General features: G+C 56.4%; 25 protein-coding genes, 1 tRNA gene and 1 pseudogene. 20 read left to right on the forward strand and 7 right to left on the reverse strand.

The window, feature by feature from the left end; all coding sequences use genetic code 11:
• Positions 1-95: 95 nt before the first annotated feature.
• Complete coding sequence (locus PKC81_RS00115; RefSeq protein ID WP_324332566.1) at positions 96-908, forward strand: DUF4344 domain-containing metallopeptidase; 813 nt, start codon at positions 96-98, stop codon at positions 906-908.
• A 186-nt stretch (positions 909-1,094) separates the two neighbouring features.
• Here the strand turns inward: PKC81_RS00115 and PKC81_RS00120 are convergent, their stop codons facing one another.
• The gene (locus PKC81_RS00120) at positions 1,095-1,448 is read right to left on the reverse strand and encodes a hypothetical protein (protein ID WP_324332567.1); all 354 of its coding nucleotides are present in this window, start codon (positions 1,446-1,448) and stop codon (positions 1,095-1,097) included.
• 180 nt (positions 1,449-1,628) lie between these two features.
• Here PKC81_RS00120 and PKC81_RS00125 point away from each other — a divergent pair, with 180 nt between their 5' ends.
• The 6 genes from PKC81_RS00125 to PKC81_RS00150 all read left to right on the forward strand — a co-directional run bounded on the left by PKC81_RS00125 (position 1,629) and on the right by PKC81_RS00150 (position 5,346).
• Positions 1,629-2,147 (forward strand): helix-turn-helix domain-containing protein, encoded by a 519-nt coding sequence (locus PKC81_RS00125; protein WP_324332568.1) that lies wholly within the window; start codon positions 1,629-1,631, stop codon positions 2,145-2,147.
• 203 nt (positions 2,148-2,350) lie between these two features.
• Positions 2,351-2,878: a CarD family transcriptional regulator gene (locus PKC81_RS00130; protein WP_324332570.1), complete on the forward strand. Its 528-nt coding sequence runs from the start codon at positions 2,351-2,353 to the stop codon at positions 2,876-2,878.
• 148 nt (positions 2,879-3,026) lie between these two features.
• Positions 3,027-3,761, forward strand: a complete 735-nt coding sequence (locus tag PKC81_RS00135; RefSeq protein WP_324332571.1) for a DUF2807 domain-containing protein — start codon at positions 3,027-3,029, stop codon at positions 3,759-3,761.
• A gap of 20 nt (positions 3,762-3,781) precedes the next feature.
• Entirely contained in the window at positions 3,782-4,270 is a 489-nt protein-coding gene (locus PKC81_RS00140; RefSeq protein ID WP_324332573.1) for a DUF192 domain-containing protein, read from the forward strand.
• A 48-nt stretch (positions 4,271-4,318) separates the two neighbouring features.
• Entirely contained in the window at positions 4,319-4,705 is a 387-nt protein-coding gene (locus tag PKC81_RS00145) for an NADH:ubiquinone oxidoreductase subunit NDUFA12 (RefSeq protein WP_324332574.1), read from the forward strand.
• Positions 4,702-5,346: a DUF2155 domain-containing protein gene (locus PKC81_RS00150; RefSeq protein WP_324332575.1), complete on the forward strand. Its 645-nt coding sequence runs from the start codon at positions 4,702-4,704 to the stop codon at positions 5,344-5,346. Before PKC81_RS00145 ends, PKC81_RS00150 begins: the two co-directional genes overlap by 4 nt.
• Positions 5,347-5,420: 74 nt before the next feature.
• Here the strand turns inward: PKC81_RS00150 and aat are convergent.
• A pseudogene (aat, locus tag PKC81_RS00155) lies at positions 5,421-5,873 on the reverse strand (leucyl/phenylalanyl-tRNA--protein transferase); the annotation flags it as partial.
• Between the two features lie 180 nt (positions 5,874-6,053).
• Between aat and purC the strand changes: the two are divergent.
• Positions 6,054-6,833, forward strand: coding sequence for a phosphoribosylaminoimidazolesuccinocarboxamide synthase (purC, locus tag PKC81_RS00160; RefSeq protein WP_298600422.1), 780 nt, complete (start codon positions 6,054-6,056; stop codon positions 6,831-6,833).
• 51 nt (positions 6,834-6,884) lie between these two features.
• Entirely contained in the window at positions 6,885-9,746 is a 2,862-nt protein-coding gene (locus tag PKC81_RS00165; RefSeq protein WP_324332577.1) for an insulinase family protein, read from the forward strand.
• Positions 9,747-9,753: 7 nt separating this feature from the next.
• Here PKC81_RS00165 and PKC81_RS00170 read toward each other — a convergent pair whose 3' ends face one another.
• A complete protein-coding gene (locus PKC81_RS00170) occupies positions 9,754-9,906 on the reverse strand; it encodes a hypothetical protein (protein WP_324332578.1) in 153 nt (50 codons plus the stop codon).
• A 175-nt stretch (positions 9,907-10,081) separates the two neighbouring features.
• Between PKC81_RS00170 and purS the strand changes: the two genes are divergently transcribed.
• On the forward strand, positions 10,082-10,315 hold the full coding sequence (gene purS, locus PKC81_RS00175; protein ID WP_298600413.1) for a phosphoribosylformylglycinamidine synthase subunit PurS: 234 nt from the start codon (positions 10,082-10,084) through the stop codon (positions 10,313-10,315).
• Between the two features lie 5 nt (positions 10,316-10,320).
• Positions 10,321-10,986 carry a phosphoribosylformylglycinamidine synthase subunit PurQ gene (gene purQ, locus PKC81_RS00180; protein WP_324332579.1) on the forward strand — a complete coding sequence of 222 codons (666 nt, stop codon included), beginning with the start codon at positions 10,321-10,323 and terminating at the stop codon, positions 10,984-10,986.
• Here purQ and PKC81_RS00185 read toward each other — a convergent pair.
• Together PKC81_RS00185 and PKC81_RS00190 are read right to left on the reverse strand one after the other, a co-directional pair.
• A complete protein-coding gene (locus PKC81_RS00185) occupies positions 10,939-11,331 on the reverse strand; it encodes a hypothetical protein (RefSeq protein ID WP_324332580.1) in 393 nt (130 codons plus the stop codon). The two genes, purQ and PKC81_RS00185, sit on opposite strands and share 48 nt — an antisense overlap.
• 5 nt (positions 11,332-11,336) lie before the next feature.
• A complete protein-coding gene (locus PKC81_RS00190; RefSeq protein WP_324332581.1) occupies positions 11,337-12,068 on the reverse strand; it encodes a queuosine precursor transporter in 732 nt (243 codons plus the stop codon).
• Between the two features lie 58 nt (positions 12,069-12,126).
• Between PKC81_RS00190 and PKC81_RS00195 the strand changes: the two genes are divergently transcribed.
• Positions 12,127-12,203, forward strand: a tRNA-Arg gene (locus PKC81_RS00195).
• 55 nt (positions 12,204-12,258) lie between these two features.
• On the opposite strand, the gene PKC81_RS00200 is transcribed toward PKC81_RS00195, so the two are convergent.
• A complete protein-coding gene (locus PKC81_RS00200) occupies positions 12,259-13,050 on the reverse strand; it encodes an enoyl-CoA hydratase/isomerase family protein (RefSeq protein WP_324332582.1) in 792 nt (263 codons plus the stop codon).
• Positions 13,051-13,294: 244 nt separating this feature from the next.
• Here PKC81_RS00200 and PKC81_RS00205 point away from each other — a divergent pair, with 244 nt between their 5' ends.
• The 8 genes from PKC81_RS00205 to PKC81_RS00240 all read left to right on the forward strand — a co-directional run bounded on the left by PKC81_RS00205 (position 13,295) and on the right by PKC81_RS00240 (position 24,203).
• A complete protein-coding gene (locus PKC81_RS00205) occupies positions 13,295-15,397 on the forward strand; it encodes an RNA degradosome polyphosphate kinase (RefSeq protein ID WP_324332583.1) in 2,103 nt (700 codons plus the stop codon).
• 15 nt (positions 15,398-15,412) lie between these two features.
• On the forward strand, positions 15,413-16,855 hold the full coding sequence (locus tag PKC81_RS00210) for a Ppx/GppA phosphatase family protein (RefSeq protein WP_324332584.1): 1,443 nt from the start codon (positions 15,413-15,415) through the stop codon (positions 16,853-16,855).
• A 97-nt stretch (positions 16,856-16,952) separates the two neighbouring features.
• A complete protein-coding gene (locus PKC81_RS00215; RefSeq protein WP_324332585.1) occupies positions 16,953-17,687 on the forward strand; it encodes a ParA family protein in 735 nt (244 codons plus the stop codon).
• A gap of 122 nt (positions 17,688-17,809) precedes the next feature.
• The gene (locus tag PKC81_RS00220; protein ID WP_324332586.1) at positions 17,810-20,032 is read left to right on the forward strand and encodes a TonB-dependent receptor; all 2,223 of its coding nucleotides are present in this window, start codon (positions 17,810-17,812) and stop codon (positions 20,030-20,032) included.
• Positions 20,032-21,342 carry an ectonucleotide pyrophosphatase/phosphodiesterase gene (locus tag PKC81_RS00225; RefSeq protein ID WP_324332587.1) on the forward strand — a complete coding sequence of 437 codons (1,311 nt, stop codon included), beginning with the start codon at positions 20,032-20,034 and terminating at the stop codon, positions 21,340-21,342. Before PKC81_RS00220 ends, PKC81_RS00225 begins: the two co-directional genes overlap by 1 nt.
• Positions 21,343-21,455: 113 nt before the next feature.
• Positions 21,456-22,133, forward strand: a complete 678-nt coding sequence (locus PKC81_RS00230; protein ID WP_324332589.1) for a response regulator transcription factor — start codon at positions 21,456-21,458, stop codon at positions 22,131-22,133.
• 121 nt (positions 22,134-22,254) lie between these two features.
• Positions 22,255-23,130, forward strand: a complete 876-nt coding sequence (locus tag PKC81_RS00235) for a UDP-2,3-diacylglucosamine diphosphatase (RefSeq protein WP_324332590.1) — start codon at positions 22,255-22,257, stop codon at positions 23,128-23,130.
• The gene (locus PKC81_RS00240) at positions 23,127-24,203 is read left to right on the forward strand and encodes a glycosyltransferase family 1 protein (RefSeq protein ID WP_324332591.1); all 1,077 of its coding nucleotides are present in this window, start codon (positions 23,127-23,129) and stop codon (positions 24,201-24,203) included. Before PKC81_RS00235 ends, PKC81_RS00240 begins: the two co-directional genes overlap by 4 nt.
• A gap of 3 nt (positions 24,204-24,206) precedes the next feature.
• On the opposite strand, the gene PKC81_RS00245 is transcribed toward PKC81_RS00240, so the two are convergent.
• Entirely contained in the window at positions 24,207-24,959 is a 753-nt protein-coding gene (locus PKC81_RS00245) for a prepilin peptidase (protein WP_324332592.1), read from the reverse strand.
• Positions 24,960-24,964: the final 5 nt, after the last annotated feature.

Below are 24,964 nucleotides of genomic sequence, written 5' to 3' on the forward strand. Positions count from 1 at the left end.
CAGCGGTTTACGCCGTAGCTCTCAAGCGATTGCCGGAAAGAAATTGCAAACGGCCCACCCGACATTATCGTTCAATGCCTAAGGGGAGTGGCAATATGAAACAACGCGCTTTTTCAAGAGCTTCCAAAGGCCTTGTCTGCACCCTTGCTTTTGCGCTGTGCTTTGCCCCCGCTCATGCGACCCAGGACACAGCAGGCGGTACTATATCGGTTTCCTACGCCCCAGGAATTGACGAAGCATCCGACGAGCTTGCCACCATTCTTCGCGATGCCGCCATTTTTGAAGATCTGGCGAACGGGGTGAGCGAGACCATCCGCTTACCGGCCGATTTGTCGGTGCAGTTTCGCAATTGCGACACCGCCAATGCCTTTTACGAGCCGCGGTTACAGCAACTTGTAATGTGCTACGAACTGATGGGAATGCTTGCCCAAAATGCAGCTGCGGCGGGGAAAAGTGATGAGGAAATCGGCCAGGACATGATGTTCGCCAGCATCTTCTTTTTCTACCATGAGATGGGGCATGCGCTGGTGCACCAGCTCGACCTACCCATAACCGGGAAGGAGGAAGACGCCGTCGACGATATGGCTGCACTACTGCTGCTGGAAAATAATGAAGACGGCAGCGGCGGCGTTATGATCGCATCGGTGGTTCAGCAATTTGGAGAGCTGGCGATGAAGATGGCGGACATGGATTCCCTGCCCTTCTGGGGTCAGCACTCATTGGATGCGCAGCGCATGTATCATCTGATGTGCATGATATATGGCAGCAATAGCGAAGCTTATGCCGACTTGGTCAGCGATGACATTCTACCAAAGGAACGGGCGGAGCAATGCCCTTATGAATATAAGCAACGCGCGCGCAATTGGGAGCGGTTGATGGAAAACCATCTGAAGCCGGAGCCAGCTTAGGTCAGACAGGTCGAGCTGTTACAGGGCAAACAAAAAGCGCCGGTCGCGCACGCTGCACAAGGGGGAGAGGAGGCAGCAAGCGCAATCCGGCGCAGTTTGTTTCGGCCTTAGGGTCGGATGAAGGGGTGGCCTGTCAACCGACCGCGGTGTGTGAGAGCGGCCGAAATTCTCTCGAAATTGTACAGATCAGTCCTTTGCGAGGACGACCTTTTTCTTGGCATTGCAAGTTGCGATGTCGTCTGCTTCGAGAACGCGGTCTCCAGCCTTGAAGCTGGTCACTTCGCCGAATTCCTTGGCAACGCTGGCGCACACATTGCGCGGAGCCGAAGTGGCGACAGGCGCGCGGCAGCTGGTGCCTTCACATTGGAAGACAACGCCGCGGACAACAGCCTTCGAGCTCGCAGCCGGCTGTGCCAGTTCAACGGTGTAAAAACGACCGCTGTTGGCGTGGGCCTGCGGTGCGGCAAAAAGAAGCACGGCACTGGTTGCGACAGCGCCAACGAGCGCGCCAAAGCGCGAAGAAGTTTGGGAGAGGTTCATGTCATCAATCCTTTTTCTGGACCTTGTTCGTCAAACTCCGCCATCCCATTTCAGGCTTGGCCGGAATTCGAGCCCCTGGAAAACCAGTTGCGAATCGCCATCTATTCCACTAGGTTTTAAGTTGCAACTGAAAACTGATATTCGGCTGGCAAATTTTTGTTGTCACGTTAGGACAGACTGATGGGGAAATTGAGAGAGCCGTTAAGTGAAGTCGCCAATTGCGGCCTGCCTGCTGCATTGGAGGCGATTGGCGAACGATGGTCGTTCATGATCCTGCGTGCCGCCTTTAACGGCGTCCGGCATTTCGAAGAATTTCTGACCGAGATCGGTATTGCGCGGAATATTCTTGCCAACCGCCTGACACGATTGACCGAAGCGGGCATATTGCACCGCAGCCCCTGCCCCGACGACCGCCGCCGTGTCGAATATCGGCTGACCGCCAAGGGGCTCGATTTTCTGACAACAATGATCGCGCTGCGCCAATGGGGTGAGCGCTGGGCGACTGGCGTGCCTTCCAATCCGGTATTGTGCGACGCCCGCGACCACAAACCGATTCTGCCGGTAACGTTGCGCGGCCATGACGACCGGATATTGTCGCACATGGACCTTTGCTGGATTGATGTGTCCGAAGTGAAATCCGAAGGCCGGTCTTCGACAACCGAAGAATCTGCAAATGTTCGGCAATTGGGATCCGGCTGACACCGAATCCGTCTTTTGCATCGCAACATTGAAATTTTATTGCGACTCTGTTAAAGAGCTTTTCAAGCACCAGATTCCCGTCGCTTGGACGACGGACAGAAAAGAGAGTTTCAGACGACAGGCACCGGCATATTGGCAATAGCAGCTCGACTGATTTTGCCCGCCCAAGATGCCCTATACTTAATCCAGAAAGGGTCCGTATAATGGCGACTTCCGCTATATCCTTCGACGTTGGCGACTATGTTGTTTATCCCAAGCATGGCGTCGGTCGGGTTATTGAACTGCAGAACCAGGAAATCGCTGGCATGCAGCTTGAACTCTATGTTCTGCGCTTCGAAAAAGAGAAGATGACGCTTCGCGTTCCGGTCAACAAGGCCGAGAGCGTTGGCATGCGCAAGCTTTCTTCAGACAAAACGCTGAAGGAAGCTATGGAAACCTTGAAGGGCAAGCCCAAGGTCAAGCGCACCATGTGGTCGCGCCGCGCACAGGAATATGAAGCCAAGATAAATTCGGGCGACCTTGTATCGATTGCCGAAGTGACCCGCGATCTGTTCCGTCCGGACGACCAGCCCGAGCAGAGCTATTCCGAACGGCAGATTTTCGAAGCCGCCTCGAGCCGCCTCGCGCGCGAGCTGGCCGCGATGGAAAAAACCGATGAGCCGACCGCGCTCAAGAAAATCCTCGACGTTCTCAAGGTGTCCGCACCGCAATGGTACGAAAAGGCTGAATAAGCCAACCGCGCAACCACACAAAAGGCTCCCGGAAGGGGGCCTTTTTTATGCGGTCCGTTTGACCTTCCGGTTTGACCAGACAAGGCGCAATATGCATAACGCCACAGCATAGCCGCGTCGGGCGGCCTTACAGGTGCAAGGAAACCGCATGCAGCATCCCAAAGGCTCGTTCATATTGGCTGTTGCAGCATCATTGATGCTCACACAAACCCCATATCACGCCCATGCAGCGTCCAAAACGTTCCTTATTGGCAGCTTTGACGAATTAATTGTCGAGGGCGACATCATCGTCAAGCTAGACAATATGAAAGCACCATCGGCCAAAGCGAGCGGCGATCACAATCTGGTCGAGGCACTTAAGATCGAACGCAACGGATTGACCGTGCGGATCCGGGTGCAGGATTATGAGGGCACGACGCAAAATACCGGAATAGGCGATCCGCTGGTGGTCACATTGGGCGGACGCGGCGTGCGAAGGGTCAGCGTCGACGGAAACGGGCAGTTGGATATTAACCGCATCCGTTCGCCAGGCCTTCCAGTCACCATTAGAATTGCAGGCGCCGGGCAAATCAATGTCGGTCAAATCGAAAGCGATCGTATGGAGGCCAGCCTGGCAGGGACTGGCGGAATCAACTTTATGGCCGGGAAAGTTCGTACTGCGCGCTTTTCAATAAACGGAAGCGGCAAGGTGGACGCGCAGAAACTGTCGCTGATGCAGGCCAATCTCTTCCAGCAGGGCAATGCGACAACGCATTTGCTGGTCAATGAGAAAATCGACATTTCGAACAGTGGATCTGGAATGATCCAGATTGATGGCAACGCAACTTGCTTTGTACGCCAGCCCGGATCTGCCAAAATCATCTGCGGAAAGACCGCACAATGAGCGTATTGCGATGGATAACCATGATGTTTGCTGCAGCGGCATTGGCCAGCTGCAGCGGCCTGAGTGCCGGCAGCAATGCAACCAAAGCAAAAGGCTGCATAGCCGGAGCCAAACTTACACCCAGCGAAGCAGGTCTCGAACAAACGCAATTATGCATTGAGAGTGGCACCAGAACACACAGCTTTACCGTCGAAATCGCCCGAACATCGCCGCAACAGGCGAGAGGATTGATGTTCCGAAACGAACTGGCAGACGACAAGGGCATGATCTTCCCCTTTGGCGAACCACGGATGGCCAGCTTCTGGATGAAAAATACCGTTATCCCGCTGGACATCATCTTTGTTCGCGCGGACGGAAAAATTGAAAATATCGCCGCGAACACCACTCCCTACTCGACCGACCCGGTAGAATCATCTGCACCTGTCGCAGCTGTGCTCGAATTGCGCGGCGGCCTTACCGCTGAACTGGGCATCAAGCCGGGCGACACTGTCCGCTGGACTGCCCGCTAGTCGCCTTTTTGATTGCAAGCCCGGGCACTTCAGCCTAATCGGCGGCGCATGGGAATCTTGGCGAAAATCTTCACCTGGTGGGACGGTGCCACCATCGGCACAGCCTTTTACAGCGCGCGCAAAGGCGCGCTTGTGGGTGAGGACGAGCAGGGCAATCGCTATTATCGTTCGAAAGACGGCGCGCGGCGCTGGGTTATTTATAACGGCGCAAATGATGCAAGCCGGGTCGCCCCGGAATGGCATGGCTGGTTGCACGGAACCTTTGAAGGTGAGCCAGACAGCTACTTACCGCCAAAGCGGAAATTCGAGCTGCCGCAGTCGGCCAACCCGACAGGCAGTGAAGCCGCTTACAGGCCGCAAGGCGCGCTTGAACGCGGCGGCCATCGCGCGCCTTCAACCGGTGATTATGAGGCATGGAGCCCCGACGCGGCATGAGCCGGCTCATCTCTGCACTGGCTATTTCTGCTGCATTGATTCTGTCAGGCTGCAACAGCAGCGAACCGGCAGCTGAACCCAAAGCCAAGGCCAAAACCACAGCCAGCGCTGACAAACCTGTCTCGGCGGAGGGCGAGCAAATCGGAACGCCTATGGCGGAACGCGTCGCGATCATTGGCCTTTTGAACAAACGCAACGGCCAGACCCGCGATTTTGAAGTGAAGCCCGGTGAATCCGTTCGTTTTGGCAAGGTCGTCATCCGCGTGCGTGCGTGCGAAAAAACGGCACCTTGGGAATCCTATCAGGACCAAGGCGCTTTTGTGCAACTGATCGTGCGTCAACGTCCCGCAGGCACAAACGACGCTGAACGTTGGGCGCAGGTATTTTCAGGCTGGTTGTTCAAGGAAAATCCGGCCGCCAATATTGTGCAGCATCCGATTTATGACGTTTGGGTCAAGGAATGCAGAATGAGCTTCCCCGGCGAAGAAACGCCAGTGGAAGACCCGAAAGATGGTTCTGCCAGTAACCGATCGAGTGCGCCCCAATCTGCCCCGGCGGACAATGCCCCTGCTCCTGCCCCCGCTGCTCCCGCCGATGATGAGGCATCGGGCGGCGAAGGGGAGGCAACCGTCGAAACCTGATCTCGCAGGTCAACCAACGCGATCTCGAGCAATTCAAGATAGTGCTTCTGGCTGATTTCGATCGCCCCCAAAGATTGAAGATGTTCGGTCATAAACTGGCAGTCGAGCAAAGCAAAACCGCCCAGCTTCATCCGCGCAATCAGCCAAGCCATAGCCACCTTGGAAGCATCGGTAGTGCGTGAGAACATGCTTTCGCCGAAAAATGCCCTCCCCATCGCCAGCCCGTAGAGCCCGCCCACCATCCTGCCATCCCGCCAGCATTCGACACTATGTGCCAAACCCATTTGGTGCAGGCGCAGAAACGCCTGTTCAATATCGGAGTTGATCCATGTTTCCTGCCTGTCATCGGTGCTTTCGGCGCACAGGCGGATCACGCCCGCAAAGTCCCTGTCGCCGGTAACTTCAAAACGGTCCTGCCGGATGGTTTTGGCCAGCGATTTCGAGACGTGGAAGCCGTCGAGCGGCATGATCGCGCGCTGTTGCGGCTCAACCCAGAAAGATTCCCTATCCTCGCGTGAGTCCGCCATGGGGAAAATGCCGTGGGCATAAGCACTCAAGAGCAGGTCGATATTGATCGGCACATATGCACCCTATCAATATTTGCGCCGAATGCCAGTTTCGGCTAAGGGCGCGGAAGAACCCCGGCCAGCCTATCTTCACCGAGTCCCGCTGGCACCGGGGTGATTTGTTTTTAACGGGATATGCCGATGACACGCCGCCGCAAAATCTATGAAGGCAAGGCCAAGATTCTTTACGAAGGTCCCGAACCCGGCACGCTGATCCAATATTTCAAGGATGATGCAACCGCGTTCAACGCCCAGAAAAAGGGCACGATCAGCGGCAAGGGCGTGATCAACAATCGCGTCTCGGAACATGTCTTCACTCGACTGGCGCATATCGGCATCCCGACGCACTTCATCCGCCGCCTGAACATGCGCGAACAATTGATCCGCCAGGTAGAGATCGTGCCGATCGAAGTTATCGTCCGCAACGTCGCAGCCGGCACATTGTCGAAGCGGTTGGGCATCGAGGAAGGGACCCCTCTGCCCCATACGCTTCTCGAATATTGCTATAAGGATGACAGTCTTGGCGACCCGCTGGTTGCCGAAGAGCATATCGCGTGCTTCGGCTGGGCGAGCCAGGAAGAGATGCAGGACATCTCCTCAATGGCGATCCGCATCAACGATTTCATGTGCGGCATGTTCGCCGCAATCGGCATTCGCCTGATCGATTTCAAACTTGAATTTGGTCGTCTCTATGACGGCGATTTCAGCCGCATCATCCTTGCTGACGAAATCAGCCCGGATGGTTGCCGCTTGTGGGATATCGAAACCGGCGAAAAGCTCGACAAGGATCGCTTCCGTCGCGACCTTGGCGGTGAAGCCGAAGCCTATCAGGAAGTCGCACGCCGCCTTGGCCTGATGCCCGAAGAAGGCGAAGGCGCAGTACTCGACATGGTTACGCACCGCCTGCGAAAGGGCAAATGATTTCGACCAATGGCGGTTGCCATTGCTGAAAAACCGGCGATAAACAGCGGCATGGGGAAATCCTTTGCTGTCATAGCCTTGGCGCTGCTTTCGGGCGCGCTGATCGTCGCAACTCCTGCTTCGGCAGCGCCTGCCGCTCCGGCAGGTGCGACGCGAACGGCGCCGTGGAACAGCGAGACCACCGAACTCGAGGCCGACAGCCGTATCATCTATGGTCGCCTGCCCAACGGCCTCCGCTATGCCATCCGCCGCAACGAACGGCCCGAAAACCAGGTACTGGTGCGGCTCGCCTTCGAATTCGGTTCGGCTGCGGAAGCAGATGACGAGCAAGGCCTCGCCCATTTTATCGAACATATGGCCTTCAACGGATCGACCAATGTCCCCGAAGGCGAAATGGTGCGTATGCTTGAAAGGCTTGGTCTTTCCTTTGGCGCAGATACCAATGCGTCGACCGGGTTCGTTCGCACTCAATATAAGCTGGATCTTCCCAAGGCCGATCCCGCTTTAATCGAACGCGCGCTCTTCCTGATGCGCGAAACGGCCAGCGAAATCAGTTTCAACTCTGGCGCAGTTGATCGTGAGCGCGGCGTCGTCATCGCTGAAATGCGCGACAGGGAGAATTTCAACTTCCAGCGAAACCGCGCGGCGAGCGAACTCCTATATCCCGACAGCTATTTTTCAACGCGCTATCCCATCGGGAAGCTTGATGTACTGCAGAATGCATCAGCGGAAAAAATGAAATCATTGTACCGGAAATGGTATGTACCGGATCGCGCACGACTGGTCATAGTCGGGCCAATCGATCCGGCGGCTATCGAACGCGAAATTGTTCGCAAATTTTCCAACTGGCAGGGCTCAGGCGCGACACTGGGCGAAATCGACCGATGCAGTTTCGACAATGACCGACCAGCAAAAGCCGCCATTTTCAGCCATCCTGAGGTGTACGAAGCCCTCAACATCGAACAGATTGTCGCTGACAAGAAACGCCCCGATACATTCGAACGGGCGTTACTCGACCTTAAAATGGGTATGGCTGCGGCAATCGTCGCTGACCGGATTTCGCGCAAAAGCCGCAATGAAGATATTCCGCTGCTCAACAGCGGTCTCTCATTTGCAGCTGGTTTTTGCGATCAGCATGCGCGCGTCGGCATGACGATTGCAGGCAAGGATGGCAGCTGGAAAACCGTGTTACCGATTGTCGAACAGATGGTGCGTCAGGCGGTTGAATTTGGCTTTTCGGAACAGGAAATTTCCGAGCAGATTAAAAGGTATGACGCGGCTTTCGACAATGCGGTCAAAAGCGAACCCACAACCGTCAGCAGCAGCTTTGCCAACGAACTGACCAATCTGGACGACGATATCGTAACGAGCGCTGAATACAGACTGCGCCTGTGGAAGCAGTTGCGCCCCTTCATGACTAAGGACGCCGTCTCCCGGGAATTCGCGCAATGGTATGGCCGCCTTGATCGCCCGCGCATTTTCCTCTCCAGCAAGAATTCCGATCCAGCCACGCCAGAAACGCTGCTCGCTGCCTTCTCCGAAAGCCGTAAGCAGCCTGTTGAAGCCCCAACGCAGCGTGCCTCCCTCGAATGGGGTTACACCGATTTCGGTCCGCGCGGCGATGTTGTGGAGGATAAGAGTATTGCCGACCTCGGCATTCGCACGGTCCGTTTTTCAAACAATGTCCGGCTTAACATCAAACGCACTGACTTCGAGAAAGATCGCGTCCGCTGGACCTTGCAGATCGAAGGTGGAAAGCTTTCGCTGCCCACGGCCGACCAGCCGCTCGGCATGTTCATGGATGGGGCCTTCGCAAGCGGCGGGCTGGGCAAATATGACATTGACGATCTGCGTGCTGTATTGGCCGGTACAACCGCCAGCCCGGCCTTCGCTTCCGCGCCAACCTATTTTGGCGGGGCTGGAGCAATTGTGTCAAAAGACCTTGAACGGCAAATGCAGTTGCTCGCTGCTTATGTAACCGATCCGGGATATCGGGAGGAAGCCGTCAAGCTGTTCCGCAGGCCCCTGCCGGAATTTTACGCGAGGTTGGACGCAACCCCCGGATCAGCGCTGACCATCGGTCAGGCGCGGATCATGAACGGCGACGATCCACGTTTTGTGCTTCCGCCGATCGATGCGTTGCTTGCAGCCGATTTCGAGAGATTGAGAGCCGCCATTGGTACCCAGTTGCAAAGTGGCGCGATCGAAGTCGGTCTTGTGGGAGATGTGGACGAGGCGGCAGCGATTGATACAATTGCGCGCACTGTTGGTGCCCTTCCGCAACGGTCCAGCAAAGAAGTTGACTTCGGCTCAGCCAAAACGACCAGCTTTACTGGCAGTTATGGCATCCATACGCTTTACCATCGGGGCGAAGCCAACCAGCTGAGCTGGCGGCGCGTCTGGTCAACGACAGACGATTCGGATTTCAGGCTGGAACAGACGATGTCCCTGCTGGCGGACATCGCCCGCATCCGCCTGATTGATGAATTGCGCGAAGGATTGGGAGCCACCTATGGGGCTGGCGCAGGATCAGACATGTCAGATGTCTATCCGGAACGCGGCATGTTTACGATATCGACCAGTGGCGACCCCAAGGACCTCGAAAAGATCGAAGCAGCCGTGGATGAAGTTGTCGCCGAACTGCTGGCAGCACCGGTAAATGCAGACTTGTTCGAGCGGGCGCGCAAGCCGACGCTCGAAAGCTATGCCGATTGGAAGAAACGCAATGCCACCTGGATGGATATCGTCGACGAGGCGCAATCAGCCCCTGATCGTTTGCAACGCTTTCGCATAAGCGAGGAGCAATATCGCTCAATCACGCCGCAACAGGTGTGGGAGGCCGCCAAGCGGTTTCTCGATCCGAAGAAGAGCTATACTTTCAGGGTCGTGCCAAAAGTGGCAGTGCAAAACTGAAGCTGCGTCAGCCTTTGGTCTTGTAGCCGCATAAAATGCCGAGCACGAACGACAGGAACAGCGCAAGCTGGACTTCGTGGAGCGTATATTGGCTCCAACCGAAAATCTCGTTTCCGAAGCCGAATACTCCGACAAAAAGCGCTGCTGCAAGCCCGACCATATGCCACCTCTGCGGGTATTCGCCCGCAATCAACCCTTCATCTGCTTACGCTACTGCGTCTAAGGTCAAACAATGGTTGGCGGCTTCGGTTACCCCAAATTAACCCTGATGCCCCCCTTGTTTCCCTGTCCGGCAAAGCTATAGGGGGCGCAGTTTCCGCAATCAGGGCAGCGCCATGAAAACCCGCATCTTCGTCACACTGAAAAACGGGGTTCTTGACCCGCAAGGCAAGGCTATTCACCACGCGCTTGAAGGTCTTGGCTTTCAGGGTATCAGCGACGTCCGTGCCGGTCGCCTGATCGAGATCGAACATGAGCCGGGTATCACAACCGCGCAGCTTGAAGATATGTGCCGCAAACTGCTCGCCAATATGGTGATCGAGAATTTCGAGATCGAACAGAAAGGCTGATCGCTATGCGCGCAGCAGTCATCCAGTTCCCAGGGTCCAATTGTGATCGCGACATGGCAGTTGCCATTCGTGAAGTTACCGGTGCCGACACGTCGATGGTCTGGCATCGGGAGACGGAATTGCCCGCTGGTCTTGATCTGATCGCGGTGCCCGGCGGCTTTTCCTATGGTGACTATCTGCGTTCAGGTGCGATGGCTGCGCGTTCGCCCGTGATGCAGGCCGTTGTCGCCGCTGCGGGACGCGGCGTTCCGGTTCTGGGCGTGTGCAATGGCTTCCAGATACTCACCGAAGCAGGGTTGTTGCCGGGTGCTTTGATGCGCAATGCCTGTATCCGCTTTGTCTGCCGCGAAGTGAAACTGACTGTCGAAAACAGCCAGTCGATGTTCACCAGCCGCTATCAAGCAGGTGAAGAAATTATCATTCCGGTGGCGCATCATGACGGCAATTATTTCGCCGATGAAGCCACGCTGGACCGCCTCGAAGGCGAAGGTCGGGTCGCATTCCGTTACGCCGAAGAGGTAAACGGGTCTGCGCGCAACATTGCAGGTATCTTGAACGACGCCGGCAATGTCCTCGGCATGATGCCGCACCCCGAACGCATGATCGAGGCTGTACAGGGTGGATCAGATGGACGTCGGCTCTTCGAGGGCCTGATCCGCGAGATCGCCTGACATTTCTGTCTTGGGTTTTGGCTTGGGCTGTAGCCAACGCCCTACCAGTAATAAGACCGACGGCCAGAACATCGTATTCCAGATATCGTGCCAGTGCGCGGCGTCAGGCTGAAGTGCGTCAGCTGCGCCTTCCGCCTTCATATCGATCCATTCAACCGTGCAAGCCATGGCCAAAACGGCCAACCAGGCGAGCATCCAGCCGCCACGCCAGCGCCACATCAGCCGGACGAACAGGAACAGCCCCATTCCAGCATAGATGTGCAAGGCATCCTTGCCGAGACCCGTAAAGCCCAACATCACGACCTTGAACTGCTGGAAATCCAGCGGGGTATAACCGAAAAGCATGCGGTTCAGACCTGCGTTTTGAAGGGAGTGAAGTTGGTACCTTCATCGAACAGGTCGACGCCTTCTTTCCGTTTCAGCCAGCCCACAACCATGTAGGTAACGGGCGTCAGCACGACTTCCCATATAACCTTGAGCCCCCAATTGGTGACCATCACCGTGACAACAGCGTCATTCTCCCAAACACCCCAGAAGGCCAGCGGGTAAAATATCAGGCTGTCGACTCCCTGCCCCACCACTGTCGACCCGATGGTGCGCGACCAGAGATGTCGGCCCTGCGTCCAGATTTTCATCCTCGCCATGACATAGCTGTTGACGAACTCGCCCGCCCAAAACGCGACGATCGACGCGAGCACGATACGCGGAACCTGCCCGAACACACTCTCATAGGCCGCTTGCCCTTCCCAGCCGGTGGCAGGTGGCAGGCTGACGACAACCCAGCTCATGAAAGCCATGAATATCAGACCGACAAAGCCTGCCCAGATCACCCGCCTGGCGCGCGCATAGCCATAGACCTCGGTTAACACGTCGCCGATGACATAACCGAGCGGGAAGAAGAGAATACCTGCGCCGAAAACCCAAGGCTCACCGCCGATTTCAATGGCCGCAGGTTTTGCGGCACCGATAACGTTGGAAAGCAGCAACACCGCCACAAACGCTGCCATAACAAAGTCATAGTAACGGAAATGCCGGCCGGTCATTTCAGCGGCGCTGTGCGCTTCTATTGCTCGATTGCTCATCCCGTCGCCATATCCCGCTTTGCACACTCGCGCAAAGTGGTTATTGCGCAGCCAGCGCGCGCCCTTAGCTCAGCTGGATAGAGCGCGAGACTTCTAATCTTGAGGCCGCAGGTTCGACTCCTGCAGGGCGCGCCACTTTCAAATTCATTCGGCCATGGCAGCTAGCAAGCACACACCCCCTTGGTCACCTTCACCTGCCGGTGAACTTTGCCGGGCGCTTCTCCATGAAGCTGGCAATTCCTTCCTTGAAATCAGCGCTCTGGAATAAGGGCAGCAACTGGAGATACACATGCTGCACATGGGTGTCGAAAGTCTCCTCCATGCCCATACGCATAAGCCGCTTTGCGCCTTGCACCGCCAATGGAGCGTTGTTGGCAATCTCTGTCGCCAATTCCCGTGCGCGCGCCGCGACCCGACCGCTCGGCACCACTTCATTGACCAACCGCTCCTTAAGGCAATCTTCTGCAGACAATGTGCGGCCAGTGAAGATAATCTCAGCTGCTTTCGCCCAGCCGAGCATGCGTGGCAGGAACCAGGTTCCACCGGATTCGGGCAGCACACCCCTTTTCACAAATGCGGCGGCCAATTTGGCGTCGTCCGCCATTACGCGGATATCGCAGCCTAGAGCCAGGTCCATGCCATAGCCGGCGGCAGATCCATTGAGGGCGGCGATCACGGGCTTATCGAGCGCGTGCAGGACTGTCGGCGGGGTATTCCGTAGATCAATCGTCGCTCCAAATGTCGCGGACGACGATCCGATACCTTCACCCTTTTGCGCCTGCCCCAAATCCAATCCGGCGCAAAAAGCCCGGCCACTGCCGGTTAAGATGATGACGCGGACATCACGGTCAGCCCCGGCCTTTACCAACAAGCGAGTCAGTTCATCGAGCATCGGGCCGGAAATGGTATTCATGCGCTCCGGCCGGTTCAACGTCAGCGTTGCGATACCATCTGACACATCATAGCTGACGTCTTCGCTCATTTATCTCTCCTCTTTCCTACGCTTGCATCCTATATGCGGCAGCATCCCCGTTTGGCCAAATGCAAGATAGTTGCGTAGCGAAACGAAATGTGGATGCAATAGTGCTGCAGTAAGTCTTTAGCTGTTCCTGCTCAGTCGATGGGCGTTGTTGTCGTATTTTCGTAACATGGTCGAAGCATAGCTGTTATTGGAATTTTGGGAGGTAGCTTTGACGGGCAGGAAGTTAATCGAGGGCGAGGCCGGCATGTCCCATTCCCGATACTTCAACCGTGAACTCAGCTGGTTGCAGTTCAACCGCCGCGTGCTTGAAGAGGCGTCCAATCGCAGCCACCCTTTGCTGGAGCGACTCCGCTTCCTGTCGATTTCGGGCAGCAACCTCGACGAATTTTTCATGGTTCGTGTCGCTGGTCTGCGTGGTCAGCAAATCCGCAAGATCGAAGAACTCTCCGTAGACGGCATGACCGCGAGTGAACAGCTCGAGGCGGTGACCATAGAGGCGGATGCGTTGATGGCAGACCAGCAAAAGCTGTGGCAGCAACTGCGCAAGCATCTGGCGAAAGAGGGTATCGCCGTTATCGATCCCTCAGAAATCGGCAAAAAGGCCGAAGCAGCCGTTGAGCAACATTTCCGCGAGCAGATTCTGCCCGTTCTTACACCGCAGGTACTCGATCCCGGCCATCCATTTCCTTTCATCCCCAATCTTGGACTGAGCGTCATCTTCGAGATGCGGCGGCTTCATGACAAGGAATTGGTGCGGCAGTTGATCATGATACCTTCGGCCCTGCCCCGCTTCATCCGCGTGCCCGGCTCACGACGGCGCTTTGTGCCTATTGAAGAATTGATCAAATCCTATGTCGGCCTTCTGTTTCCAGATCATAAATTGCTGGCGGCAGGCGCGTTTCGCATCCTTCGTGACAGCGACATAGAGGTTGAGGAAGAAGCCGAAGATCTTGTCCGCTATTTTCGCAGCGCGATCAAAAGGCGCCGACGCGGCCGGGTCATCAGGTTGAAAATGCAGCGCGGGCTGCCGTCACGCATTCAGAAACTGATCCGGCACGCCTTGGGTGGCGAGGAATCGATCGTAACCGAAACAATCGGTTTTCTGGGCATTGGCGATCTGGCGCAACTGGTCGAAGAAGACCGAAAAGCCCTGAAATTCAAACCCTATACACCGCGATTTCCGGAACGCATTTTGGAACAGGATGGCGATTGCTTCGCCGCAATCCGCCAGAAAGACATTGTCGTCCACCACCCCTATGAAAGCTTCGACGTCGTGCTCGCCTTCCTGCAACAGGCGGCGGCTGATCCCGATGTTCTTGCGATCAAGCAGACCCTGTATCGCGCAGGCAAGCAATCTGCTGTTATCCGTGCCCTCTGCGATGCCGCAGAGGCCGGAAAATCCGTCACCGCTGTTGTCGAACTCAAGGCGCGCTTCGATGAAGAGCAGAATCTGATGTGGGCCTCGCAGCTTGAAAATTCGGGCGTGCAGGTAATTTACGGCTTCGTCGACATGAAGACGCATGCGAAAATTTCGATGGTCGTCCGACGGGAGAATGGCGGCATCAAAACCTACTGCCATTTTGGCACAGGCAATTACCACCCGATCACGGCACGGATTTACACCGACCTCAGTTTCTTCACCGCCGACCCCCGGCTGGGGCGCGATGCCGGGCAAATTTTCAATTTCGTCACAGGTTATGTCGAACCGCACAACCTCGAGATGCTTTCCATGAGCCCGCTCGGGATGCGCGAGAAGATTATGGAACTGATCGACGCCGAAATCGCTTTCGCCCGCAACGGGCAACCCGCATCGCTTTGGGCCAAACTGAACTCACTGGTCGATCCACAGATCATCGAAAAGCTTTATGAAGCCAGCGAGGCGGGTGTCGAAATTGACTTGGTTGTCCGCGGTATTTGCTGCCTGCGTCCCGGCGTAAAGGGCATGTCATCGCGAATCCGTGTCAAATCGATCGTTGGCCGCTTCCTCGAGCACAGCCGGATATGGGCATTCGGCAATGGTCAGGAAATGCCAAATCCCGGTGCGCGCGTATATATTTCCTCTGCCGACTGGATGAGTCGCAATTTTGACCGGCGGGTTGAATATATGCTGCCGATCGAAAACCCGACGGTGCACGACCAGATCCTCGATCAGGTTATGGTCGCCAATCTGATCGACAATGAGCAAAGCTGGAAACTGACGCCGTCTGGTGAATATGTAAGGTTGAAACCGGAAGGCCGCCGTTTCAATCTCCACCAATATTTCATGACCAATCCGTCGCTGTCCGGTCGTGGCGGCGCCTTGGCCCAACGCAACGACGTTCCAAAGCTGGACCTCGTTCGCCAGTAAGCCTATTCGCCGAACATGATCCAATCCCCCCGCGCCGTCATCGACATCGGTTCGAACGCGATCCGTCTGGTCGTCTATGGCGGTCCCGCCCGTGCACCCATGCCCATCTACAACGAAAAAGCGCGTGTCGCGCTTGGGGAAAGCGTCGCAAAAAGCGGAGGGATAACACCCGAAACCATGGAGCAGGCTATCGCCGCCCTGCAGCGGTTTGATGCCCTGACAATTGCAATGAACGTCGGTGAGCGTCATGTCGTCGCCACCGAAGCTACCCGACAAGCCAAAAATGGCGGCGAGTTTCTGCTGCGGGCCGCCAAGGCAGGTGTGCCCATAGATCTCATCACAGGTGAGGAAGAAGCGCGTGCTTCAGCACTGGGCGTCGTTTGCGACATGCCATGGGCAACCGGATATGTCGCCGATCAGGGCGGCGGCAGCCTTGAACTGGCCAAGGTGGAAAATGGCGAACCGCAGCAACCGCTTTCCATGCCATTCGGGACGATACCGCTCTCCAAAAGCCCAGAATGCAGCCCCAAATCCATTGCGCACGATATTGAAGAGAGGATCGAAGAGACCGACGGATTTGAGATCCGCAAAAATCTTCCCCTGCATCTTGTTGGCGGGGCATGGCGGACCCTTGCCCAATTGCATATGCACGCAACCGGCTACCCGCTGACGATTTTGTCCAACTATTCGATGCCGCTGGATGCAGGCAAGACACTAGCGGAATTGGTCGCCAATCGATCGGCAATGGAGCAATCGGGTGTCGTTTCGAACGCACGCCTGCCATTCATGTCGACAGCCTATTCGACCATGGAGGCACTGATACGTGTCTTTGAGCCGTCCGAAATTATTGTCAGCGTCTATGGACTTCGCGAAGGCCTGCTTTTCGATCGCCTTTCAAGCGAGCAACGAAACGAAGATCCCCTGATCGCTGCCGCCCGGCACGAGGGCGCGCGCTTATCGAGATTCGCCTATCATGGAGACCGGATTGCGAACTGGATCGCGCCGATTTTCATGCATGACCCGCAACCGCTGCACCGGCTCCGCAAAGCGGTTTGCCTGCTTGCCGACAGCGCATGGAACAGCCACCCTGAGTATCGCGCAGAACATGCCGCCGAACTTGCGTTGGAAGGCAATTGGCCTGGTGTTACTGCATCGGATCGCGCCGTTATGGCAGCGGGGCTCTATGCATCCTATGGCGGCAAGAAAACCCGACCACCTTTATTGTCCCTGCTCGCAACCGATGACCTGCTCGACCGCGCAACGCTGTGGGGGCTTGCAGTCCGGCTAGCCCAGCGCCTCGATGGTGGAACAGGCATTGGCCTGGAGGGCGTTGCCCTTATGCAGGAGAGCAAAAACCTGAATCTGCAATTCGAGCCGGAATTTGCCCATCTTGATTCACCCACGGTGCGGCGGCGTCTCAAACAGTTGAACGATATCTTTGTCGGGAAATCGACTTAGTTCACAATAGGACATTTCTGCATTCAACCCGCCACAGACATGGAAGATTCTTGATGTTAGCATAGCCTGGGTCAGACGATTTGGGCGGAGGGTAATTATGGCAGTCATCGCGATCTACAGCCCCAAAGGCGGCGTCGGCAAATCGACCATGGCGGTGAACCTCGCCTGGTGTTCATCGACAATCAGCAATAAACGAACTTTGCTGTGGGAACTCGATCCGCAACGCGGTGCATCCTATCTTTTGGGGGAGGATGAAGAGCACGGGAAACCCGCTTTTTCGGTCTTCTCAAAAGACCGTCCGGCCAGTTCGATCATCACCGCAACCGAAATTGAAGGCCTTGATTTACTGCCTTCCGACGGCAGCTTGGTCGAACTCGATTCCTATTTCAGCCAGTTGGGCAAGAAACGCCGCCTCGCAAAAATCGCGGAAGGACTGCAAAGCGAATATCAGGTCATCATTCTCGACTGCCCGCCTGTCATGAACGAAGTCGCGCGACAGATCATGCGCGCCGCGGACCTGATAATAGTACCATTATCGCCTTCCCCGCTGGCTAGACGATCGCTTGATCTGGTTCGGCTGGAGCTATCAAGAATCGTCAAATCGCATGCAGCGATATTACCAGTCTTCTCGATGATCGATCGTAGGCGATCCCTGCACCGTGACGCTTGTGCGGGACAACCCGACTGGCCGATCATTCCGATGTCGAGCGCGATCGAGCAGGTTGCTGTCCGCCGTGCCCCTATTGGTGCATTTCAGCGAAGTTGCCCCGCGTCAGCCGCCTTCATAAATTTGTGGAAGGGTATCGAGGTGAAACTGGAGAAAATGCGATAACCGAAACGGTTGTTGTCATTTTACTATCTTGAAGCCTTAGCCAAACTGTCACGATACCCTCGCAGAATCGCAACAGCACCCGCCTAATGCGCGCCTCGCAATAACAACTGCGAGGGAAAATCATGCGTACCGCCACTCTCTTCCTGCTTTCGACTTCGGCGCTCGTTTCAGCGCCGGCATTCGCCCAGCAAACAACACCTGCCGCTGATGAAGCAACTGCAGAAGGCGAGATTGTCGTCTTCGGCCAAGGCCAGACCCGTCAGGTACAAGAACTCAAGACAGAAGATGTAACCATCCTCGCGCCCGGCACCAGCCCGTTGAAGGCAATCGAAAAGCTTCCCAGCGTGAATTTCCAGTCGGCTGACCCGTTCGGCACCTATGAATGGTCGAGCCGCGTCACCATTCGCGGGTTCAACCAAAACCAGCTTGGGTACACACTCGATGGCATTCCGCTCGGCGATTCAACCTATGGTAACAATAACGGCCTGCACATTGGCCGTGCGATTGCGCCTGAAAATATCGGCATCACCCGCGTTTCACAGGGCGCCGGCTCAATCGGCACGCAATCGACCAACAATCTCGGCGGCACGCTGGAATTCTTCTCCTATGACCCGACCGATGGCTTTGGCGCTGATGCCAATCTGACGTACGGTTCGGAAAACACCATTCGTGCCTTTGCGCGCGTCAACTTTGGCGAGAGCGATGGCATTCGCGGTTTCATCTCCGGCACCTATCACAATGCGGAAAAATGGAAGGGCGGCGGTGACCAGCGTAACTGGATGATAAATGCGAAAGCGATCATCCCTGTGGGTGAGGCGGAATTCGACGCCTATTTCAGCTATTCGGATCGCGCCGAACAGGATTATCAGGATCTGTCGCTCGAGATGATCAACCGCCTCGGCTATGATCATGACAATTATTTCCCGGACTATGCAAAGGCCATCGCCGCAGCGCAGGGCGTTTTCGTCGCCCCGATCAACAATCTGGACGACAGCTATTATGATGCATCGGGCCTGCGCAAGGACACGCTGGCGGCTTATGGCCTGACGGCCCCGCTCGACGAGGGCGTGACCTTCAAGATCAAGGCTTATTACCACGACAACACCGGCCAGGGCACTTGGGGCACACCTTATGTTCCCAGCCCCAACGGCGTCCCGATGTCGGCGCGTACCACCGAATATGATATCCAGCGCGGCGGCGTATTCGGCTCACTGGAAGCCGAAGTCGGCGATCACAATATCAGCGTCGGCGGCTGGTATGAGCATAATGATTTCACCCAGGCGCGCCGTTTTTACGCCTACCAAAGCCTGACCACTCCGGGTCTCGATCACACCAAATTCCTGCGCAACCCGTTCTTCACGCAGTGGCTGTTCGATTTCAACACCGACACGCTGCAATATCATGTGCAGGACAAGATCAGCATGGGCGATCTGACGATCAACCTTGGATGGAAGGGTTTTCAGGTCAACAATGAGGCCGACCCGCGCGTTCAGGGTACGCTCGCTGCCGGCAAGATCAAGTCGCGCGACTGGTTCCAGCCGCATGCCGGCGTCGCTTATAAGCTGAGCGGCAATGCAGAGGTATTCGGTGGCTTTACGCAGGCCACCCGTGCCTTCGTTTCCTCAGCAACCAGCGGTCCTTTCTCAACCACACAGGCTGGTTTTGATGCACTGCGGACACGCGGCTTGAAGCCAGAGGAATCGGATACCTACGAGCTCGGCGCTCGTTTCAACAACGCGACCTTCAACGGCGTATTGGGTGTCTACTTTGTCAACTTCCGCAACCGACTGCTCGGCATCCCGACCGGTCCCGGGATTGTCGGCAACCCGTCGATCCAGCAGAATGTTGGCTCGGTGCGTTCGCTCGGTTTCGAAGCAGCTGGCGATGTGCGGCTGGGTGGCGGGCTGACACTGTTTGCTTCCTATAGCTACAACGACGCGACCTATCGCGACAATGTGATTGTACCGGGCGTGACCCCTGTCACCATCCCGACAAAAGGCAAAACGCTTGTCGATACGCCTAAGCACATGCTGAAGGGCGAAATTGCCTATGACAGCGACAGCCTCTTTGGCCGCATCGGTGCCAATTATATGAGCAAGCGCTACTTCACCTACACCAACGACCAGTCGGTTGGCAGCCGCGTGCTCGTCGATGCAACGCTTGGCTATCGCTTCAACATGGGCATGCGCAAGCCGATCGAGGTTCAACTCAATGCAACCAACCTGTTCGACAAGCGCTATGTTTCGACCATCGGGTCGAACGGCTTTGGCAATAGCGGCGATAACCAGACCCTTCAGGCTGGTGCACCGCAACAGTTCTTTGTAACTGCAAAGGTCGGTTTCTGATGCGCAGGATGCCCCGCTTTATCGTCGCGCTGGCTGCGCTTGTTCCTGCCGCCAGTCAGGCCGAACCCGTGCTTTTAATCTCTATCGACGGGTTGCAACCCGCCGATGTGATCGAAGCCGAAAAGCGGGGCATCAACATCCCAAATCTGAAACGTTTCGTCAAAGAAGGTAGCTACGCCAGCGGCGTCACAGGCGTGCTGCCTTCGGTGACCTATCCCAGCCACGCGACCCTGGTGACAGGTAAAAGTCCCGCCGAGCATGGCATAGTCGGCAATACCGGCTTTGATCCGATGCAGATAAACCAGTCGGGCTGGTACTGGTATGCCAGCGACTATAAGGTACCTACATTGTGGGATGCTGCAGCTAAGGCTGGCCTCAAGACCGCCAATGTCCACTGGCCCGTTACCGTCGGGCAAAACGCCATCCGCTACAACCTGCCGCAAATCTGGCGCACCGGGCATGAGGATGACGTCAAGCTGATGAAAGTACTGGCCACCCCTGGATTGGTGGACAAGCTGGAAGCATCACTAGGCGTTGCCTATGCCCAAGGTATTGATGAGAGCATCGCGGGTGACGAAAACCGGGCGCGTTTTGCCGAGGCACTGATCCTCTCTGAAAAGCCGGATTTCATGACCGCCTATTTCACCGCGCTCGATCATGAGCAGCATGAAAAAGGGCCGGACACAAAAGATGCCCACCAGATTCTCGAACGCATCGACGCCATTGTGGGCAAATTGGTCGCGGCCCAACTGAAAGTGCATCCGGATGCGGTGATCGCGATCGCGTCGGATCATGGCTTTGCCGCGACCACAACCGAGATCAACCTGTACCGCGCCTTTATCGATGCCGGGCTGATGATGCTGGGTGCCGATGGCAAAATCAAAGAGTGGCAGGCCGCCCCCTGGAACTCCGGCGGTTCGAGCGCCATCATGCTCGCTGATCCTGCCGATGAATCATTGGTCGCGCGCGTCGAAGCCCTGCTCAAAAAGCTGAAGTTCGATCCGGCAAACCGGATTGCGGCTATAGCAGATCGCAACGAAATCGCTCAGATGGGCGGCAATCCGAAAGCCAGTTTCTACGTCAATTTTGAATTCGGTGCTTATGGAGGCGGCTTCAAAGGTAAAGATGCGCCCTTGGTCTCTGCATCGGGCAGCAAAGGCACGCATGGCTATTTCCAGTCGGGCGGGAATATGCGGTCTTCCTTCCTGATTATGGGTAAAGGCGTCACCGCAGGCAAAAATCTTGGCGAGATTGACATGCGCAGCATCGCCCCGATGCTGGCTGACAAACTCGGCGTCGCGCTGCGCTGAAGTCCGCCTTCCGGCTCAAAAACCCTGTTTGAATGTTGTGAACACAAAGAGTCACGATTCTGTCATTTGAAGGTTGCAGTTAGGATTTAACTCAGACCTGCGGATTTTATGCCATGACCGGATCGAAGACTGTTCTGTTCACTTCACAGAACCCTTCGCTGTTTGTCGAATTGCAACGGGCGCGGCCAAATCTTGCACTGGTCGCCATTGGATCAACCGTGCCTGCGCTGGAATCAGGCGGCGATATCTGGTGCTTTGTCGATTTCATTCTACCGGAAATTTCCGGGCTGGAAATGTGCAGGCGGCTGCGCGTCGACCCTGTTACACAGAAGTCTACCATCACGATGGTTTTCGATCAGGCCGACAAGGATATGCTGGTGCGCGCCATGCAGGCGGGCGCCGACGATTATGTCGTCGGCCAATTATCGCCTGAAGAGGTTTTGAGGCGTATCGAGCATGGTGCATCGCATGTCCTGCCCTCCGACACTTCGGAAAGGATCGAATTGGGTGACGTGGTGGTTGAGCCGCAAGCCTATCGGGTGAAATATAAGGGACAGCGCGTCAATCTGGCCCCGAATGAATTTCAGCTGCTGCTGCATTTCGCGCATAACCCCGACAAGGTTTTTTCGCGCGAAGATCTGATCCAGCTCTCCGGTAAACCACTCGATGAGATCGAAAGCCGGACGGTTGATGTGTGGATCGGGCGCCTGCGCCGGGCGTTTAAAAAAGTCGGTGCGCCCGAGGTGATCCGCACAGTCCGTCCTATCGGCTATGTTTTTGAAATCCCCTGACCCAGCTGGCTGAAATATAGCTGCAACCAAATAGTCCCCAAATCGTCATCGCCCGGCCCATCGCACGTAACAGTCAGTCTGTAAGAGCAATCCGTCCCAGCCAAAACAGGGAGCGCGGACTTTGCTACGAAATGCTGCCACCGATCTGATCATCGACAAAGCAACGGCGATTGCACCGCCTGACTGGATCAACCACCCCGAACCGCGAAGTTTCAGGCCCAAGAGCAAATATCGCACCATCTGGATCTCGGACATCCATCTCGGCACCAAAGGCTGTAACGCCGACCTGCTGCTTGATTTCCTCCATTCGGTCGAGTGCGAAACGCTGTATCTGGTGGGCGACATTATCGATGGCTGGCGGCTCAAAAAGGGCTGGTATTGGCCTGATAGCCATAATGAAGTCGTCCGCCGCATCCTGAAAATCGCGCATAAGGGAACACGCGTCGTTTTCATTGTTGGCAATCACGACGAGATGTTGCGCGATTATGCGGGATTCAGCTTTGGCGGCATCACGCTCGCGCAGGAAGCCATCCACGAAACGGCGGACGGCAAGCGCCTGTTGATCACGCATGGCGATGCCTTTGACGGTGTTGTGCTCTATGCCCGTTGGCTCGCCTTTCTAGGCGATCAGGCCTACACCTTGATGCTGCGCGCCAATGTTTGGCTGAACGCCATCCGCAAGCGGCTGGGCATGCCTTATTGGTCGCTGTCGTCCTATCTCAAGAAGCGCGTTAAAAATGCGGTGCAATATGTCTGCGCCTTCGAAGATGCTGTCGCCCGCGAAGCAGCCGAGCGTGGCGTTGACGGAGTCGTGTGCGGCCATATCCATTGCGCTGAGATCCGGCAGATCGGCGATGTGACCTATTATAATGACGGCGACTGGGTGGAAAGCTGCACCGCATTGGTCGAGGCATTCGATGGCACCATGTCGATCCTCGACTGGTCCGAAACACATCGCGCCAGGGCAAAGCAGCCACAAATGCTGGCCGTGGCATGAGGATCGCTATCGCCACCGACGCCTGGTTTCCGCAAACCAATGGCGTGGTGCGCAGCCTTGCGACCACCATTTCGATCCTGCAGCGCCGGGGCTATGAAATTGAATTGATCTCGCCTGACCAGTTCATCACCTTACCCGCGCCGGGTTATAGCGAAATCCGCTTGGCTGTTGCGCCGCGATTTGGCGTTCGCCGTACTCTTCGCCGCTACCAGCCGGACATTGTCCACATCGTCACCGAAGGGCCAATCGGTTGGGCTGCACGTTCGTGGTGTATCGCCAACAATGTACCCTTCACCACCGCCTTTCACACCCGCTTTCCGGACTATGCTGCCGTGCGGACAGGCCTGTCGTCCGACCGTTTCTGGCCGATCATGCGGCGCTTTCACAAGCCTTCAAAGGGCGTACTCGTCTCGACCTACCGTTTGATGGATGAGCTGGCGCAGCGTGGCATCAGCCAGACGAAATTATGGTCGAGGGGCATCGACCGAGAGTTGTTCCATCCCGGCCATGATCCGCTCGAAGACCTGGCGCATCTGCCGCGACCGCTTTTGCTCTATGTCGGGCGGGTCGCGCCGGAGAAGAATATCGGTGCATTTCTGGGTGCCGCCGTTGCCGGAACCAAGGTCATCGTCGGCGATGGCCCCGCGCTTGCCGAGTTGCGCGAACAGTTTCCGGACGCGAATTTCCTCGGCGCGCTGCACGGCGAACAACTCGCGCGCGCATATTGCAGCGCCGATGTCTTCGTCTTCCCCAGCCTGACCGACACATTCGGCCTCGTCTTGATTGAGGCACTGGCCTGCGGTGTGCCAGTGGCTGCGTTCCCCGTGCAAGGACCGATCGACATATTGGGCCCATCATCGCGCGGTATCTACGACCAGATCGATCAGGCCGCGGGTGCGCTGGATGTCTCGCTGTCCGCCGCCATCGTCAAGGCACAAGGCGCGTCGCGGCAAGCCGCTGCAGAACTGGGCGCCAGCTTTGATTGGGAAAAATGCTGTGACCAGTTCGTCGATGCACTGCACGATGCGATGGTTTCGGGTGCAGAAGCCACGGCCGAACTGCAAACAGGGTGATGGCTAGAGCCGGACGAAGACCAAAATGACCGTCGCAGCGGCCAGAAGCGAGCCGAATGGCAGTTGCAGCATCGACTGCTTTTTGAACGTCAGGAACAGAGCGAATGCAATGCCAAGCGTTGATGCTATGAGGATCAGCAGCGGCAAATCATAGGGCGACAGCCAAAGCGCAAGCGCTGCGAACAATTTCGGATCTCCAGCGCCCATCCCCTCCTTATGCCGAACCGCGCGAAACAAGCGGCGCAGACCTTCGAGCACGGCAAAGGCCAATGCGGCAGCGAACAAACGTGTCGTCAGCTCGGTGCCGCCCGATGTTATTCCACCGAGCACCAAACCAAGGAGCGCCAGAGCGATAACCAAACGGTCGGGCAACCAGAAATGGCGTGCGTCAAGCAGTGCCAGCGGCAACAGCAGCAAAAACAACAATGCGCACGCGGCTGCGATCTCCAATGGCAAAAGGTAAAAGGCCAACCCGCACAGTATCGCGCCCGTCCACTCTGCAACTACCTGGACCGGGTCTATCGGGGCCTTGCAATATCGGCACCTGCCCGCCAGCATCAGGAACGAAAATAAAGGTACCAGATCAAACCATGCCAGTTGCCGCTCACAGCTATCACAGCGCGAACGCCCACCGACGGTCGGCTCACCCGTCGGCCAGCGCAGCACCAGAACGCCGATATAACTACCGATGATCGCCCCAAAGATTGCGGCCAAAACCGCGAGCGTCGGCGCTCCCAGTGAAGCGATGGGCTGCAATAGGC

Source organism: Sphingorhabdus sp. (assembly GCF_035329025.1).
GTDB lineage: Bacteria > Pseudomonadota > Alphaproteobacteria > Sphingomonadales > Sphingomonadaceae > Sphingorhabdus_B.

Coding starts and splice junctions, on each gene's coding strand:
- purQ (WP_324332579.1), top strand. CDS start 10,321: ATGCGCGCAGCAGTCATCCAGTTCCCAGGGTCCAATTGTGATCGCGAC.
- PKC81_RS00120 (WP_324332567.1), bottom strand. CDS start 1,448: ATGAACCTCTCCCAAACTTCTTCGCGCTTTGGCGCGCTCGTTGGCGCT.
- PKC81_RS00115 (WP_324332566.1), top strand. CDS start 96: ATGAAACAACGCGCTTTTTCAAGAGCTTCCAAAGGCCTTGTCTGCACC.
- purC (WP_298600422.1), top strand. CDS start 6,054: ATGACACGCCGCCGCAAAATCTATGAAGGCAAGGCCAAGATTCTTTAC.
- purS (WP_298600413.1), top strand. CDS start 10,082: ATGAAAACCCGCATCTTCGTCACACTGAAAAACGGGGTTCTTGACCCG.
- PKC81_RS00140 (WP_324332573.1), top strand. CDS start 3,782: ATGATGTTTGCTGCAGCGGCATTGGCCAGCTGCAGCGGCCTGAGTGCC.
- PKC81_RS00150 (WP_324332575.1), top strand. CDS start 4,702: ATGAGCCGGCTCATCTCTGCACTGGCTATTTCTGCTGCATTGATTCTG.
- PKC81_RS00190 (WP_324332581.1), bottom strand. CDS start 12,068: ATGAGCAATCGAGCAATAGAAGCGCACAGCGCCGCTGAAATGACCGGC.
- PKC81_RS00205 (WP_324332583.1), top strand. CDS start 13,295: ATGTCCCATTCCCGATACTTCAACCGTGAACTCAGCTGGTTGCAGTTC.
- PKC81_RS00165 (WP_324332577.1), top strand. CDS start 6,885: ATGGGGAAATCCTTTGCTGTCATAGCCTTGGCGCTGCTTTCGGGCGCG.
- PKC81_RS00130 (WP_324332570.1), top strand. CDS start 2,351: ATGGCGACTTCCGCTATATCCTTCGACGTTGGCGACTATGTTGTTTAT.
- PKC81_RS00225 (WP_324332587.1), top strand. CDS start 20,032: ATGCGCAGGATGCCCCGCTTTATCGTCGCGCTGGCTGCGCTTGTTCCT.
- PKC81_RS00170 (WP_324332578.1), bottom strand. CDS start 9,906: ATGGTCGGGCTTGCAGCAGCGCTTTTTGTCGGAGTATTCGGCTTCGGA.
- PKC81_RS00210 (WP_324332584.1), top strand. CDS start 15,413: ATGATCCAATCCCCCCGCGCCGTCATCGACATCGGTTCGAACGCGATC.
- PKC81_RS00135 (WP_324332571.1), top strand. CDS start 3,027: ATGCAGCATCCCAAAGGCTCGTTCATATTGGCTGTTGCAGCATCATTG.
- PKC81_RS00145 (WP_324332574.1), top strand. CDS start 4,319: ATGGGAATCTTGGCGAAAATCTTCACCTGGTGGGACGGTGCCACCATC.
- PKC81_RS00230 (WP_324332589.1), top strand. CDS start 21,456: ATGACCGGATCGAAGACTGTTCTGTTCACTTCACAGAACCCTTCGCTG.
- PKC81_RS00240 (WP_324332591.1), top strand. CDS start 23,127: ATGAGGATCGCTATCGCCACCGACGCCTGGTTTCCGCAAACCAATGGC.
- PKC81_RS00200 (WP_324332582.1), bottom strand. CDS start 13,050: ATGAGCGAAGACGTCAGCTATGATGTGTCAGATGGTATCGCAACGCTG.
- PKC81_RS00215 (WP_324332585.1), top strand. CDS start 16,953: ATGGCAGTCATCGCGATCTACAGCCCCAAAGGCGGCGTCGGCAAATCG.
- PKC81_RS00125 (WP_324332568.1), top strand. CDS start 1,629: ATGGGGAAATTGAGAGAGCCGTTAAGTGAAGTCGCCAATTGCGGCCTG.
- PKC81_RS00220 (WP_324332586.1), top strand. CDS start 17,810: ATGCGTACCGCCACTCTCTTCCTGCTTTCGACTTCGGCGCTCGTTTCA.
- PKC81_RS00185 (WP_324332580.1), bottom strand. CDS start 11,331: ATGCTTTTCGGTTATACCCCGCTGGATTTCCAGCAGTTCAAGGTCGTG.